Source organism: Thalassolituus sp. UBA3500 (assembly GCF_002377545.1).
Lineage (GTDB): Bacteria > Pseudomonadota > Gammaproteobacteria > Pseudomonadales > Oceanobacteraceae > Thalassolituus.
This window is the reverse complement of the sequence record NZ_DFQB01000032.1, coordinates 246,429-260,950: the sequence shown is the minus strand read 5'-3', so window position 1 is coordinate 260,950 and position 14,522 is coordinate 246,429. Positions and strand designations below refer to the sequence as shown.

Annotated in this window: 12 protein-coding genes; 8 read left to right on the top strand and 4 right to left on the bottom strand. The window is 51.0% G+C overall.

Annotated elements, in window-relative coordinates:
* The first annotated feature begins 330 nt into the window (after positions 1 to 330).
* From B2R29_RS08645 to B2R29_RS08630, 4 genes are all read left to right on the top strand, one after another.
* The gene (locus B2R29_RS08645) at positions 331 to 2,829 is read left to right on the top strand and encodes an acyl-CoA dehydrogenase (RefSeq protein ID WP_301180683.1); all 2,499 of its coding nucleotides are present in this window, start codon (positions 331 to 333) and stop codon (positions 2,827 to 2,829) included.
* Between the two features lie 91 nt (positions 2,830 to 2,920).
* On the top strand, positions 2,921 to 3,241 hold the full coding sequence (locus B2R29_RS08640; protein ID WP_301180682.1) for a YbjQ family protein: 321 nt from the start codon (positions 2,921 to 2,923) through the stop codon (positions 3,239 to 3,241).
* A complete protein-coding gene (locus tag B2R29_RS08635) occupies positions 3,238 to 3,696 on the top strand; it encodes a YbjQ family protein (RefSeq protein WP_301180681.1) in 459 nt (152 codons plus the stop codon). Before B2R29_RS08640 ends, B2R29_RS08635 begins: the two co-directional genes overlap by 4 nt.
* 15 nt (positions 3,697 to 3,711) lie before the next feature.
* Complete coding sequence (locus tag B2R29_RS08630) at positions 3,712 to 4,548, top strand: M48 family metallopeptidase (protein WP_301180680.1); 837 nt, start codon at positions 3,712 to 3,714, stop codon at positions 4,546 to 4,548.
* Positions 4,549 to 4,584: 36 nt separating this feature from the next.
* Here B2R29_RS08630 and trxB read toward each other — a convergent pair whose 3' ends face one another.
* Positions 4,585 to 5,535, bottom strand: a complete 951-nt coding sequence (gene trxB / locus B2R29_RS08625) for a thioredoxin-disulfide reductase (RefSeq protein WP_301180679.1) — start codon at positions 5,533 to 5,535, stop codon at positions 4,585 to 4,587.
* Positions 5,536 to 5,819: 284 nt separating this feature from the next.
* Here trxB and B2R29_RS08620 point away from each other — a divergent pair, with 284 nt between their 5' ends.
* From B2R29_RS08620 to B2R29_RS08610, 3 genes are all read left to right on the top strand, one after another.
* On the top strand, positions 5,820 to 6,542 hold the full coding sequence (locus B2R29_RS08620) for a hypothetical protein (RefSeq protein WP_301180678.1): 723 nt from the start codon (positions 5,820 to 5,822) through the stop codon (positions 6,540 to 6,542).
* A 205-nt stretch (positions 6,543 to 6,747) separates the two neighbouring features.
* Positions 6,748 to 7,281, top strand: coding sequence for a hypothetical protein (locus tag B2R29_RS08615; protein ID WP_301180677.1), 534 nt, complete (start codon positions 6,748 to 6,750; stop codon positions 7,279 to 7,281).
* A gap of 193 nt (positions 7,282 to 7,474) precedes the next feature.
* Positions 7,475 to 7,996, top strand: coding sequence for a hypothetical protein (locus B2R29_RS08610; protein ID WP_301180676.1), 522 nt, complete (start codon positions 7,475 to 7,477; stop codon positions 7,994 to 7,996).
* Between the two features lie 90 nt (positions 7,997 to 8,086).
* On the opposite strand, the gene B2R29_RS08605 is transcribed toward B2R29_RS08610, so the two are convergent.
* The 3 genes from B2R29_RS08605 to B2R29_RS08595 form a co-directional block, all read right to left on the bottom strand.
* On the bottom strand, positions 8,087 to 10,213 hold the full coding sequence (locus B2R29_RS08605; protein WP_301180675.1) for a TRAP transporter large permease subunit: 2,127 nt from the start codon (positions 10,211 to 10,213) through the stop codon (positions 8,087 to 8,089).
* 112 nt (positions 10,214 to 10,325) lie between these two features.
* Positions 10,326 to 11,315: a putative solute-binding protein gene (locus tag B2R29_RS08600; RefSeq protein ID WP_301180674.1), complete on the bottom strand. Its 990-nt coding sequence runs from the start codon at positions 11,313 to 11,315 to the stop codon at positions 10,326 to 10,328.
* A gap of 9 nt (positions 11,316 to 11,324) precedes the next feature.
* A complete protein-coding gene (locus B2R29_RS08595; RefSeq protein ID WP_301180673.1) occupies positions 11,325 to 12,338 on the bottom strand; it encodes a hypothetical protein in 1,014 nt (337 codons plus the stop codon).
* A gap of 753 nt (positions 12,339 to 13,091) precedes the next feature.
* On the opposite strand from B2R29_RS08595, the gene B2R29_RS08590 reads away from it, so the two are divergent.
* The gene (locus B2R29_RS08590) at positions 13,092 to 14,471 is read left to right on the top strand and encodes a PhoH family protein (protein WP_301180672.1); all 1,380 of its coding nucleotides are present in this window, start codon (positions 13,092 to 13,094) and stop codon (positions 14,469 to 14,471) included.
* The last annotated feature ends 51 nt before the right edge of the window (positions 14,472 to 14,522 follow it).

Sequence of the window (14,522 nt, the reverse complement as noted above, 5' to 3'; positions counted from 1 at the left end):
TTTATTGCATCACACAGAGTCAGTTTAGTCGTTATTTACGCTTTCGCCGGGAAGCTCTTTCATGACACCTTTACCATCCTCCATCGGCATTTACGCCAAACCTCACGTAAAACAGCACAGGCTGGCCGGTGAATCAGCGAAATTATTGAAAACAAAGAAAAAATCCCTGCCTGTCTCAGCCCAAGAAATTTACATTTGGGGTTTGCGAAGCAGTGATTTTACTGGTTAGAATGCCAGCCTCACGCGCGAGTGAGTAACCGCCTCGCGCGCTGGAAGTATGAAAAAACAGAAATAATAACGGCCTTTGGGCCACCTTTTTGAGGTACTGATATGACTACGACAATCTGGAGCCTGCTCCTTGTTGGCGCACTGGTCGCTCTGACTTACAAGCGTAGCTCGCTGAAAGTTGCAGCCGGTGTTATGGCTGCTTTCACAGTGGCTGCTTTCGTTTTCGGCGCAGCAACTGCTGTTACCGTAATCTCTCTGATCGTTGCTGGCGCACTGGGCGTACTGAGCCTTGATGGTTTCCGTACCAACACTGTGACTAAGCCGATCTTCAACTTCTACAAGAAGATTCTGCCACAGATGTCCGACACCGAGCGCGAAGCTCTGGAAGCCGGTACTGTCTGGTGGGATGGTGAACTGTTCTCAGGTAAGCCTAACTGGCAGATGCTGCTGAACCACCCTAACCCGACTATTCCTAAAGAAGAACAGGACTTCCTGGACAACCAGGTTGCAACTCTGTGCTCTATGGTAGATGAGTGGGAAATCAGCCAGAACGGTGACCTCTCTAAGGAAATCTGGGACTACATCAAGAAAGAACGTTTCTTCTCGATGATCATTCCTAAAGAATACGGCGGTCTTGGTTTCTCTGCTCAGACTCAGTCTGCTGTTCTTCAGGCACTGACTGTCTCTGGTGCTACCTTCTCTACCGTGGGTGTTCCTAACTCTCTCGGCCCAGGTGAGCTGCTGCTTAAGTACGGTACTCAGGATCAGAAAGATCACTACCTGCCACGCCTGGCTGACGGTCGTGAGATCCCATGTTTCGGTCTGACTGGCCCACGTGCTGGTTCCGACGCTACTTCTCTGCCAGACGTTGGTGTTGTATGTAAAGGCACTTGGGAAGGCAAAGAAGTTCTGGGTCTGAAACTGAACTTTGAAAAGCGTTACATCACTCTGGCACCGGTTGCGACCGTTGTTGGTCTGGCGTTCCGCATGTTTGACCCAGAAGGTCTTCTGGGCGACAAGAAAGATGTTGGTATTACTGTAGCGCTGCTGCCACGCCACCTTGAAGGCATGGAAATCGGTAACCGTCACAAGCCTATCGGTTCTCCGTTCATGAACGGTCCGATCTTCGGTAAAGACGTATTCATTCCACTGGACTTCATCATCGGTGGTGCTGACATGGCTGGTCAGGGCTGGCGCATGCTGGTTGAGTGTCTGTCTGTTGGTCGTTGTATTACTCTGCCTAGCTCCGGTGCAGGCGGTGGTAAATACTCTATCGCGGCTACTGGTCCTTACTCACGTATCCGTCGTCAGTTCAATGTGCCGATTGCTAAGCTGGAAGGTGTTCAGGAGCGCATCGCGCGTATCGCTGGTAACACTTACACCGCTGGCGCTGCTGCTCGCGTCACTGCTATCGCTATTGACGAAGGTCACAAGCCGTCTGTTCCTTCAGCGATTCTGAAGTACAACCTGACCGAAATCGCTCGTGCTGTTGCTAACGACACCATGGACGTTCACGGTGGTAAAGCGATTATTCGTGGTCCTAAGAACTACGTTGAGTCTGGTTACTCTTCGGTTCCTGTTGCGATCACGGTTGAAGGTGCAAACATCCTGACCCGTTCTATGATCACCTTTGGTCAGGGCGCGATCCGTTGTCATCCTTTCGTACTGCCAGAAATGGAAACTGCGAAAGCGAACGACCTGAAAGGCTTTGATAAGGCACTGTTTGGTCACTTCGGTTTCATCTTCTCTAACATGAGCCGTGCGCTGGTTCTGAACCTGACTAACGCTGCCTTCACTGGCGTACCTGTGTCTGGTCCTACCAAGCAGTACTACAAGCAGCTGAACAAGTATGCTGCTTCTTTCGCTATCTGTGTCGACATCGCGATGTCTACTCTGGGTGGCGAACTGAAGTTCCGCGAACTGATCTCTGCGCGTCTGGCCGACATGGTTTCTAAGATGTACCTGGCTTCTATGGTTCTGAAACACTGGGCTGACCAGGGTTCGAACAAAGAAGACCTGCCACTGGTTCAGTACTCTATCGAGAAACTGTTCTTCGAATTCGAAGAAGCGCATGAAGCCTTCCTGCAGAACCTGCCAGCACGTCCTGCTGCGTGGATGCTGAAAGTTCTGACTATGCCTCTGGGCCGTCGTGCTAAAGCACCTAACGACAAGCTGGTTGCTAAAGTTGTCGACCTGGTTTCTTACCACACCGACACTCGTGAGCGTCTGATTCAGGGTGCTTACCGTGGCGAGAAGTACGGTACTGCTTACAGCAACGGTCTTCGTAACCCGCTTGCTGTATACGACAGCCTGCTGGACCGTGTTGAGAAAGCTGAAGGCATCTACAAGAAAGTTGGCGATGCAATCAAAGCTGGCAAGTACGACGAAGCGACTCTGTCTATTGAAGGCCGTATCAACGAAGGCGTTGAAATGGGCATCCTGACAGCCGATGAAGGCGAATTCATGATCGCGTTCGAGAAAGATGTTCTGGATATGGTTCACGTTGACCACTTCCCTCTGGAGCACTTCGGTACTGTTGCTGAAAACCACGACAAAGCAAAAAAGACCTCTAAAAAGAAGTCTGACGAAGCTACTGCTTAATTGCTGATGTCGTAAGAAAGAGCCCCGCACCGCGGGGCTTTTTTGTGCCCGCTTTTCGGGTATTATCAATACGGTCACTAAGGAGAGAGCAATGCTGATCAGTAATATGGAAGTCGTGCCAGGTAAACGTATTACCCAGCATTTAGGGATGGTTCAGGGCAGCACTGTCAGAGCCAAGCATGCCGGCCGGGATATTATGGCGGGCTTTAAGAATATCTTCGGTGGTGAGCTGAAGGGATACACCGAGCTCTTGAGCGAGTCCCGGGAAGAAGCCATAGAGCGCCTGAAACAACAAGCCGCCGCCTTGGGGGCTAATGCTGTTATTAACGTGCGATTTTCAACCTCATCCATTGCCGCCGGCGCTTCCGAAATTTTCGTGTACGGCACAGCAGTAACGGTAGAAGACCGGTGATCGAACTCATTGTATTCCTGGTCCTGCTGGCTCTGGGTTACGGCTTTGGGCGACTCTCTGAAAGCCGCCATTACCGCTCTATATTTCAGCGCGAACAGGCTCTCAGAAGCATCGCTGTGGTGCCAATCAAAATTCCACCCCCCGAATATCTGAGGCACAACTCGACTCTGGTCAGTGGTAGTGTCGTAATCTCGGTCGATTACTTCAAAACCGTAGTTGCCTCTTTGCGTAATATTTTCGGCGGCCGCGTTGGCGCCTATGAAAGCCTGCTCGACCGGGCACGCCGGGAAGCCATCCTGCGAATGCAGGAAGAAGCTCGCGAGCTGGGTGCCGAGACCATCTATAACGTGAAATACGAAACTTCACGCATTGGCGAAAATGCTGCAAAGGGCCTTGGCTCGGTTGAGGTGCTGGCCTACGGCACTGCATTAATCGCCTGTCCTGACTCTAAGTAGCTACCTGGCAGATTAATGAGCTTCCCGAAGGAAAACCCTCAACTACCGGAAGGGATCAATAACCAGCACGACAATCCCTTCGTCGATTTTGTCATTATGGCCGGCGCGCTGTTACTGGCGGTTGTTGCCATATCATTCCTGATTGGTTGGGGTGCAACTCGCATCGCCCCTGCCGTTCCTTTTGAGTGGGAACCCAATCTGTCTTTTGGGCCGTCCGACGTCAGCTCAGAGCAGGACCAGCGCATCGCGGAGTACCTTCAGCAACTTACTCGTGATCTGATTCCACACGACGCAGATATATCCGAAATAAACGTCCATTGGTTACCCGACATTGAAGCCGCGAATGCCTTTGCAACCTCTGGCGGTAACATTCATGTGACGCGAGGATTACTTGATGCTGTCAAAAGTGAAAATGGGCTGGCTATGGTGCTGGCACACGAATACGCCCATATCGAGTTGCGACACCCTGTGGTACTTATGCTGGAACAGATCGGCCACACATTGATTGCATTGGTTACAGGATTTGATAACTCGTCTGCGGGAGCGATTACGCAGCAGACCGGATTTATCAGCCTGATGGCATTCAGCCGCGATATGGAGCGCGCTGCGGATGAGAGAGCGGTGACGCTACTCAACGCCTACTACGGTCACTCCAGAGGCTCTGAGGAGCTATTTGAACATATTCTGCAGACAGATAAGGACGCAGCCCACCAATGGGGACTCTGGCAGTCTCACCCGGCAACCCAGGAACGCATCGAGTTTCTGGAATCGCAAAAAAAGGGCGAAGATACTCACGTATCGCTCCGCCCTCTTCCAGACTGGCTTGAAAAAGCCCTAAACAGGGAGCCCTGAACAGCGCATTTTCAAACCGATAAGCACCCGATCAGATTACTGATTATCGAGGAACCGCTCTGCGTCCAGTGCCGCCATACAGCCCGTGCCTGCTGAGGTGATTGCCTGGCGGTAGATATGATCAGAAACATCACCCGCAGCGAATACGCCTTCTACGCTGGTTTGTGTGGCGTTCCCATGCAGACCACTCTGAACGACGATATAGCCGTCTTTCATCTCCAGCTGACCTTCAAATATGCCGGTATTTGGCGAGTGACCGATGGCTACGAAGATGCCTTCGAGATCGAGTTCTTCAGTCTCGCCCGTTTCGCGATTTTTGATGCGCATGCCGGTAACGCCCATGTCGTCACCCAGCACTTCATCGAGCTCGCTGTTCCAGCGAATAGTCACGTTGCCGTTTTCCGCTTTATCAAGCAGCTTATCGGCCAGAATCTTCTCACTACGGAAGCTGTCACGACGGTGAACAACAACGACTTCGGAGGCAATGTTCGAGAGGTAAAGTGCCTCTTCAACGGCGGTGTTACCACCACCAATCACGGCGACACGCTTTTTGCGGTAGAAGAAACCGTCACAGGTGGCACACGCTGAAACGCCCTTCCCTTTAAACGCTTCTTCACTCTCAAGCCCAAGATATTTGGCACTTGCGCCTGTTGCGATGACCAACGAATCACAGGTGTATTCGCCGGAATCGCCTTTCAACCAGAACGGACGCTGATCAAGCTTTACTTCACTGATCTGATCAAACACAACTTCAGTGTCGAAACGCTCTGCGTGCGCTTTCATGCGTTCCATCAGCTCGGGGCCCTGTACGCCCTGAGCGTCGCCCGGCCAGTTGTCTACCTCGGTTGTCGTGGTGAGCTGTCCGCCCATCTGCATACCAGTGATAATGACCGGGTCGAGATTAGCGCGAGCCCCATACACCGCTGCTGTGTAGCCAGCAGGGCCAGAACCCAGGATTAACATCTTGATATGGCGGGGATCACTCATCCGCTGTCTCCGTGAAAAAGTAAAAAGGTAGGTAACTAAACTGGGGCCGAAGTATAAAGAATCAAGGGGAGTCGCGTAACCCCGCTTAATGCCTACAATCAAGCTGTCTAACATGGCATTACAACAAATAACAATGCTGGCTTACATTGCCTTTCCCCTTTTAAATCAATGGGATGCATCATCTTAAACTGAACAGTGGTTCAACTGTCAAATTCTGTTCGTTGTCGAAAATTTAGCCATGGGTCAGGATTACCCCACAAAGCAATAACCCGAAGGCCATGAAAATGAGTAAACAACAAGAAATAAAGCAGAAGTCGCGCCTTGGCACGCTACTCATGCACAAAGGACTCATCACCCGTCGCCAGCTAGATGAAGCACTGGATCTACAGAGCACCAGCAAACTGATGCTTGGTGAGATCATGGTCGAGAAAGGTTGGATTACAGAGAAGCAACTGGATAAAGCACTGAAAGGCCAGTCACGTTATCGTATGGTGGCAGCTGTTGGTGCGGTGCTCCTTGGGCCTGTTCAACCTTTTGTTGCCAGCGCAAATGCCTCAATCGACACATCCATTGAGACTGAACAGTACGAAGCGAAGCGCATCGCTGGTTTCGGCAACATGACGCCTATGTCTGAAGGGGATATGGCAGAGATCACCGGTCAGGGTATCAGTGAGAACGTCGCCTACCTGCAAGACGTCCTTAATGGCGACTCTGACGGGGCTGACGCCCCTGAAACAGCCACAATGACCGCACTGCAGAGCATCTTTCCCGGTCTTAACATGCTGACAGACTACGAGATCAGCGATGTTGAGTACTATGGGGACGGCCCATCTGTGACCCTTCATGAAGATGGATCAATCGAAATGCAGGGCCCAAAACGCATCGGTGAGATTGCCTTTAAGGATGTCAATTTCAGGGGGGCCACAGGACCAGCTATGGGTGATCTTTCGATCAAGAACTTAAGCATGTCAGAGGGATCCACCATCACTCTGCGCACCCGCAACTAAACCTCGAACCGCCGGGCGCAAAAAGACCTAAACCGATTAGACTTTTTGCGCCTCTATTTTTCATAATCCCTCTCTAGTCCGGACAATTGAAGCCGCCACCCCCGCGTAATGTGAATTGAGTCACAATGACTGGTCATCCTCAGCCACTTTGATGTTTGATAGCTGAAAAGCTTCTCAGACACTAATAAGAATACCCGAGGAACCTATGGACGCTTTATCTAATGGACTGAAAACCTTCCGTATCGCCTCATTGGTCACAACCGTCGGCCTGAGTATTATGTCGACATCGGCTTTCGCAGAGTTTAAACGCCCCACTGATCCCGATTCGCTCGCGAAACGCGTCGGCATGACCGCTATCTACGACGAAGGCATGTCGGGAGTGGTAGCTCAGGGATTTCAGGATGACATTGATTACCTTATGGAGGTTGTCGACCAAACAGGTCCTACTGATCAGGCACCAGAAATCGCTCTGATGGCGGTTCTCCAAACAGCAATTCCATTTCTCCCAGCATTCAGCGGGTACACGATCACTGGTATTGAATATGACGACCCTGAAGCCGAGCGGGTTATTTTCAATGCTGATGCCACGGTCACTCTTATATTACCGGATCGTATCGGCGAAATTGCCTACCGGGACTTTAAGGCACGCGACAGCTCAGGTGCCGCGATGGGGGATATTATCTTTGACGATGTGCGCCTTCTGGAAAACTCAACGCTCAAGTTAATCGGGTCTGACTAACCCCTTGTCGAACGCAGCCAATATAGCGCACGTGCGCAGTCTGACGGAGAGACTGCGCCACTATCCCGGGCAGCCTTAATAGTGTCCAGACACAAAGCGCCCTTCCCTCTCTTCGCATCGATTTCCCCTGAACAAGGTCACACCTGACGTGGTCTGATAACTCCCCCCAAAACAATAAGAAGGGAGTCACCGCGTGAACACCAGTGGAAGAACATCAGGACTAACAACGCTCATTCGCCTCAGCGTCATCACATTGTGCACATCTACTGCTTACGCCGGACCAACGGTTCAGGAGCTGGAGCAGCGAACCGGGCTCGCGAGTCTCGCCGATGATAATATGCAGACCATTTCTGCTCAGGGCATCAATGAGGACAGCCAGTACCTTATCGAGCTGGGAAACAACAGTGGCCCGGACGAAGAAGGTGGCCTGAAAACGCTGATGGTGCTGTTCCAGGCGGGATTGCCATTACTCAACTTCGTTGGCGACTACGAGATCACTGGCGTAAGTTATGATGACCCTGATGGACCGCGCAGTATCGTCAATGACGATGGAACTATCAGCCTGGTTCTGCCCTCCAGCATCGACGAAATCGCCTATCGCAATATGAGTATTGGTAGCACCGGTACCGATATCATTGGCGACCTGTATTTCAGGAATATTTCGACCGTTCCCGACTCTACAGTAACACTGATTCCACGCCCCGAAACACCTTAAGCCAGAAGCAATTTAATCTTGATACGGACTGTATGAAAAGCAAAAAAAAACGGAAGCATCTGCTCCCGTTTTTCATAGTGCGATATTACGTCAATACGCTATCGCAAGCGGTACAAAGGCAACGATGATAAGTGCTGTCGCCATCGTAGCCAACGGCAACAGTATCTTCTCGTTCCTATACCAGAAGTTCTCGCCAACCACTTCTTCCTTGGACAAGCGGACTTCTTCTTCGCCGACCACCTGCCTGGTTAAGAGGTGGTTAAGAGCAACAGGCGGACTGAGATAACCCAGTTCGAAGGCCACCAGTGTCACCATCCAGAAGTGAACCGGATCGATTCCGCTTTCATAGGCGATACTCGCGATTGTAGCACTCACCAGAATAACTGCGCCGTACGGGTCCATAACCATACCGATAACGACCAGAATGGCGACCAGAAGAGCCATTGCCAGCCAGATAGAACTGAATTCGGTCGGTACCATGGACATTACTTCGGCACGCTCAATAACACCACCGATGCTGACAGACATCCCCATCAACATAAGCAGGGCACCAATGTGACCTGTCGTCTCTGTGGTCGCTTCACGGATAGTCTTCTCGATAGAGTCACGACCTTGCTTGAGATCATCGTAGCTCTCTTCAAGACGATGCCCGACGTAATCAATATTCAGATTCTCACGCTTCAGAACGTCTTTTTCCTGGTTAAGGCGTTCATAAATCAGAATCACCAACAGCAGCACCGGAAGAATAATAGGTGCTGAGAACTCATCGAGGTAAGCATTTAACAGAAGTGCATACACTACCAGAGTCACCGTAATCAGAATGACGTAAGGGATCAGCGGCTTAAGCGCTTCTTTGAATTCAGGCCATACGTTGCCATCCGGACGTTGGATAGCCACCGGCTCTTTACGCGTGAGCAGTGCATAGAAAGCAAACAGAACGGTAGTCAGGAAGAAAACCTTAACACCCCAGCCAAACAACTGGTCTGTCGTCACTTCGTTGTTCAATGCCGCAACGATAACAACCAGAAGGCATGGGCGCAGTACGACACCCAGAGAGCCTGACATGGCAGTCGCAGCCAGGGCCAGCTGACGTCGCGCTCCTGCACGGCGCAGTTCCATATAGATCAGACCACCAACAGCAATCACAAAAATACCAGAACCGCCAGTGTAAGCAGTTGGCACCGCTGCCAGGGCAACCACCGCAACAGCCAACATTTCTGGTGGCAGCTTAAGCGGGCGGAAGATATTGAATACTTTCTGAGCCATCTCAGTACGCTTAAGCAGCATACCGATCCAGACGTACAAACCAACATTCAGGAACAGCTGGGAAAGCTCCATCATCTGGTTGAGGTAAATACCAATGCCCGCCGGGTGATCCGCCAGAATAAAATAAGTACCCGAAATCAGACACATAGTGGCATACAGGGGTATCGCCAACTGAGCTTTCAGGAAGTTACCGCCTGGTTGCGCATCCTTCGGTATGACAATCATCTGATAGAGCGTCAATGCCAGCGGCGCGCCGAATCCAAAAATCCAGAGCCAGTGAAGCACGGCATGCTCGGTACTGACTTCAATCCCGGCAGAGAATGCAATGTTTTTGAAGCTGTAAACGGAATAAAACAGGATAGCGAAAGCAACGAACTGAGCGCCCGCAGCAACACGATAGTCCATCGCCGTTACCATAGGTCTCAGGGCGATATGGTGACGACGGAAAAGTGCAGTACCACCACAGATCAACACGAGAATCGCGAGCATGATGCGCTGAGTCGCCATGCCAAGTTCACCGAAGTTGGCAACACCCAACTCTACTGAACGAAAAATCTCAACCGCCGGAGTAATCCGGTCTTTTGTTGCATTGTACTGATCGTACTTAATCTCACACTGGGCCTGAGCGGCTTCCAGTGACTTCCGCATTACCGCAGGATCAACTGGCTCTGGTGCGAACAGGTCGAACTCATCCATTGGCTGGTTATTTCGTTCTTCGACGATTCTTGCCAGCTCAGTATCAATATCCATATTGAGGTTACAGGACGGCTCAACCGGATCATGCCGAAGCATAAAGTATCCTTCCCAGACACTCTCACCCAGTTGCAGTAATTGCGCATGCATCGTATGACTGGTATTCAGAATAATAACGAATACCAATACCAGGAATGCAGGAAGCGCAGCGAGCCATTCGTAAATCGTACGGTTGCCCGCACGTACGTGCTGCTCCATGAAAAACACCTCTTATATTATAAAAGAACCGAAGCCGGACGGCTTCGGTTCATCCCCCAATGTCCGCTCCCCGGAGGCAAGTGCCTGGGGAGACAAGACGTGTTACTTAGTCTTACTCAAGATTTTCTACACATTCCGCTGCAGAGCCATCCGCCTTACAACGCAGGTTTTTGAGAAGGCGGAGCATTTTGCCATCGTAAACACCTTCATCACGCAGTGTGATACGCACCTGACGCAGCATTTCGTTATATTCTTTTTGCTGCGCTTCAGGCAGATCTAACCAGTAGTGGTCTTCGATCTCGTCTGTGTGCTGCTTAATGCTTTTGATTGCCCGGTCAAACAGGCCCGCAACAAATTCTCGTGATTTCTGCGTGTATTCATCGTTGAACTGTTCGCGATGAAAGACCAGCTGAAAATCAAGGTAGGCCAGGTTGTAGCGCAGAATTGCGCCGTTTTCACCCAAGCCTTTGTACATTTCGAGTGGTTTGTATGCGATTGCTGGCGCGTAGGCAATATCAACGCTACCGTTGTTAAATTTGCCTGAGAAGTTTGCCGAATTTGACGGAACTACTGCCGCACCTACGTGATTGACCATTTTAATTGATGGCGCATCGTAATCCAGTGTCGCAATTTTCTTGCCCGACATCTCTTCGACCGTATCAATGCTACGGTCGTTAACAAACAGATAAACCGCACCCGCCGGAATGACACCGCCGACCGCATAACGTTCAGTCTGCATCAACTTAGCAGCCTTTGGGGTGGCCGTAGTCATAACAACCTGACGCATGATTTCATCCGTCGGCACTGCACCAATCGCCTCAATGGTAGAAGCAAATTTGCTGAACGGACGCGCTCTTGCCCCAGTCATGACCACACCGTCGCACTGCTCTGCCTTAAAGTCGTCAGAAGCAATTTTCTCATCGGTATAGGCGTGAAGTTTGATTTCATAACCTTCCGCGAGTGCAAACTCGCGGTAGTCTTTCATCAGACCAAACATTGGACCACTGTTACCCAGTGGGTCATAAATGCAAAGGTCACGTTGTTCAACGGCGCTTGCAAACGGCGCCAGGGTCATCGCAGCGATGGCCAATAATTTACGCATATCCAGTCCTTAATCTAACAAGTCGTCAATATCCATCACGGGAGCAGCACTTTCGTCCACATCATCCCAGAAAGTTCCGAATTCACCGACCGGCGTACGCGAGCCAGTCGCATCAGTCCACATACGATCAGAAACCGCACGGATCTGACGACTTGCTACAACATCAAGCAGGCGGTAATCGCGATGGCTAGGGTTAGTTTTAAGTGAGGCTGCGTGACGACGGATAGCTTCCTTCACACGATCCGTGTGACCACCACCATCAGCAACAAGAATTTCTACAGCATGTGCCAGACGAACACCGTTTTCGGTTGCTGTGCGGGATGCGGTTTCCAGCTCAACCCACGGGTCTGTAGCGCTTGTATCAGAGCTGTCAGGCATCAGGATCTTCAGGCCTGCAGACGCAGCTGCCGGAACACCCCAGTATTCTTCATTATCAAGGCACTGAAGACCACGAACAGCCTTCATTGCGATATCTTTCGGTACGTTTACGACACTCTGTGCCTTCAGGTCGTTCAGTACTGACTGCAGGCCAGCCAGGTTGCCCAGAGTCCAGTAAACACCTTCGTCGTGGTTAAGGCGCGGGCACTTTTCACCCGGCTCACCGAACTCATCGACCATGTGCTGATACGCACGGTACTGACGGGTCGCAGCGATAGCGTACTCGCGCTTCTCACGAATGCGCGCGTCTTTTGCTTCGTTAATATTCTGGTTTTTAAAGGCTCGGATGTACGCCAGACTTTCTTCAACTGCGGCTTCTTCAGCACAAGATCCCGCCATCATGTTCATCATGAGGTTAGCGAGGTCATCCGTTGATGTAACGCGGGTGAAGGCATTAATCAGAGGCTGAAGGCCTTGAGTGGTTGAACATGCAACGCCTACATCATCAATTGTCATCGTGTATGGCGTTACATGACGATCGGTCAGGTCGTAAACAACCCAGCCCATTTGCATGTAAATAATGCTACAACCAGACAGCGTGAACAGAGTCATTGCTGTAATTAGAACGCGAGAGAGAAACGACATGACGCCCCCATCAGAATCAATGTTGTTGTTATTATTCTCCGGGCATAGAGAACCCGGAAGGTTCGTAGCCCAGAGAATATCTGGTTTACGCTACGAATACCAATGTAAACCAACCAAATTGCCTTCCCGACGTAAGCTATTGGAAAAGTTGCGCCTCATAAAGGTTAATTGGTGCCAAGCGGCTTTTTGGCACCCACCCGCGTCTGTGACATTTTTTTACAGAAATTCGCAATAAAAAAACTTTTCAGAACCCCTGTGGTTATAAAATTCCACAAAAATTAGTCATTAATCGCCACCCAATAAGGTCGTAAAACGCCATTTACATGGATTAACACCTCCACTATCTGGCACAGTTGCACTCCGTAAAAGTGACGATTACATACACAGATAAACAATTGTCTATTTTTAGTTTCCAGACCAAAGCAATGCGGACAAAGTCACACCCTTACACTCGGTAGTTGCAAATCCTGATCAGGTCGTCATATTGATAAAACAGACGACAGGATTGGAGGGAGTCTCTCTGAACGATCTCCTGACACGGCTGGCCCTGACAGCCGTAGCACACAGCATGATCACTGACTGCACACCGCAGACGCTGGGTACAGGCCGCATCGTCACTCCCCCTACCGCTCTTCAAATACCCCCCTCGGAAGACATACGTACCGAACTTAAGACGGCTGAGCCTAAAGGCTTTACCGGCGGGTTTCTGTACCTCTGTGCTCCGCTCTATGACGCAATCAGGAGACTGACTCTATGGCCGCGCGTAAATCCGATACCAAACTGTACGTTATCGACACCAATGTTCTGATTCATGATCCAGCAGCGATCCTGAACTTCGAAGAACATCAGGTCGTTATCCCCATGACAGTTCTGGAGGAGCTGGACAAACTTAAGATGGGAAAGGCATCCATCGCGACCGACTGCCGGGAGGCGATACGACAGATAGACCGCATCATCGGAGACGCTTCTCCGACAGAGATTGCTAAGGGCATTCCGATAGAGCGGCCCGACGGCGATTATCAGGGACACTTCTCAATACTGCTAGATACTTTCCACACTCCAAGCCGCGCTCTGCCAGACGACCTCAACGACAACAAGATCATCAACAGTCTGGTCACTCTTCAGGAAAAATACCCCAACCGTGAGACCATCCTGATCACTAAAGATATCAACATGCGGCTCAAAGCTCGTGGTTGTGGCGTCGGTGCTCAGGACTACCAGAATGACCAGCTACTATCCGATGTGTCTCTTCTGGAAACCGGTTATCACCATATAGAAGGGTCTTTCTGGGAAACACAGGAGCAGGTAGAAACCTTCCATGATGAAACCGGCACCTATCACCGCATTCCTCGCCACCAGCTGCCAGAAGACATCATTATTAACCGCTTCATCAGCGACGATAAGGGGTTCATTGGCAAGGTTCATCAGATAGGAGAAGAAGCCGCGCTGATTAAAGATCTGCCCTACGAACAGATGATGCAGACCAATGCCTGGGGCTTGAAGCCGAGAGACCCTGCGCAAGCGATGGCACTTAACCTCTTGCTCGATCCTGATATCCACCTGGTCACGTTATCGGGGCAAGCTGGCTCAGGTAAAACCATACTGGCACTCGCCGCTGCCATTGAGATGACAGTCGCAACCGGGCAATTCCGCCGCATCATCGCGACGCGCAGCACTCGCGGACTCGATGAAGATATCGGCTTTCTGCCGGGCACCGAAGCCGAGAAGATGGAGCCATGGCTTGGTGCGATCACAGATAACCTTGAGGCACTCCACTGTGATGACGAAAACGCCACCAGCAGCGTCGACTACATTCTGCAGAAAGTGCCACTGCAGTTTAAATCACTGAACTATATCCGTGGGCGAAGCTTCCAGCACAGCCTCATTCTTATCGACGAATGCCAGAACCTGACGCCTCACCAGATGAAAACCATCATCACGCGCGCTGGCGCTGGCAGTAAAGTGATCTGCTTAGGAAACCTCGCCCAGATCGACACGCCCTACCTGAATCCGATCAGTTCTGGCCTGACGTACCTGATCGAGCGATTCAAACACTTCCCGCACGGCGGCACGATACATCTGCAGGGATCTCCGCGCTCTGAACTTGCTGAGTATGCGGAGGCGCATCTTTGACGCCCTGCCAACCCTGAACTATAAACAGTAGAGGGCCGTCGCGCCCTCTTA

Bases quoted from the DNA above. Each gene is read 5' to 3' on its own strand.
- B2R29_RS08645 (WP_301180683.1), top strand. From the start codon at position 331: ATGACTACGACAATCTGGAGCCTGCTCCTTGTTGGCGCACTGGTCGCT.
- B2R29_RS08640 (WP_301180682.1), top strand. From the start codon at position 2,921: ATGCTGATCAGTAATATGGAAGTCGTGCCAGGTAAACGTATTACCCAG.
- B2R29_RS08630 (WP_301180680.1), top strand. From the start codon at position 3,712: ATGAGCTTCCCGAAGGAAAACCCTCAACTACCGGAAGGGATCAATAAC.
- trxB (WP_301180679.1), bottom strand. From the start codon at position 5,535: ATGAGTGATCCCCGCCATATCAAGATGTTAATCCTGGGTTCTGGCCCT.
- B2R29_RS08620 (WP_301180678.1), top strand. From the start codon at position 5,820: ATGAGTAAACAACAAGAAATAAAGCAGAAGTCGCGCCTTGGCACGCTA.
- B2R29_RS08615 (WP_301180677.1), top strand. From the start codon at position 6,748: ATGGACGCTTTATCTAATGGACTGAAAACCTTCCGTATCGCCTCATTG.
- B2R29_RS08605 (WP_301180675.1), bottom strand. From the start codon at position 10,213: ATGGAGCAGCACGTACGTGCGGGCAACCGTACGATTTACGAATGGCTC.
- B2R29_RS08600 (WP_301180674.1), bottom strand. From the start codon at position 11,315: ATGCGTAAATTATTGGCCATCGCTGCGATGACCCTGGCGCCGTTTGCA.
- B2R29_RS08595 (WP_301180673.1), bottom strand. From the start codon at position 12,338: ATGTCGTTTCTCTCTCGCGTTCTAATTACAGCAATGACTCTGTTCACG.
- B2R29_RS08590 (WP_301180672.1), top strand. From the start codon at position 13,092: ATGGCCGCGCGTAAATCCGATACCAAACTGTACGTTATCGACACCAAT.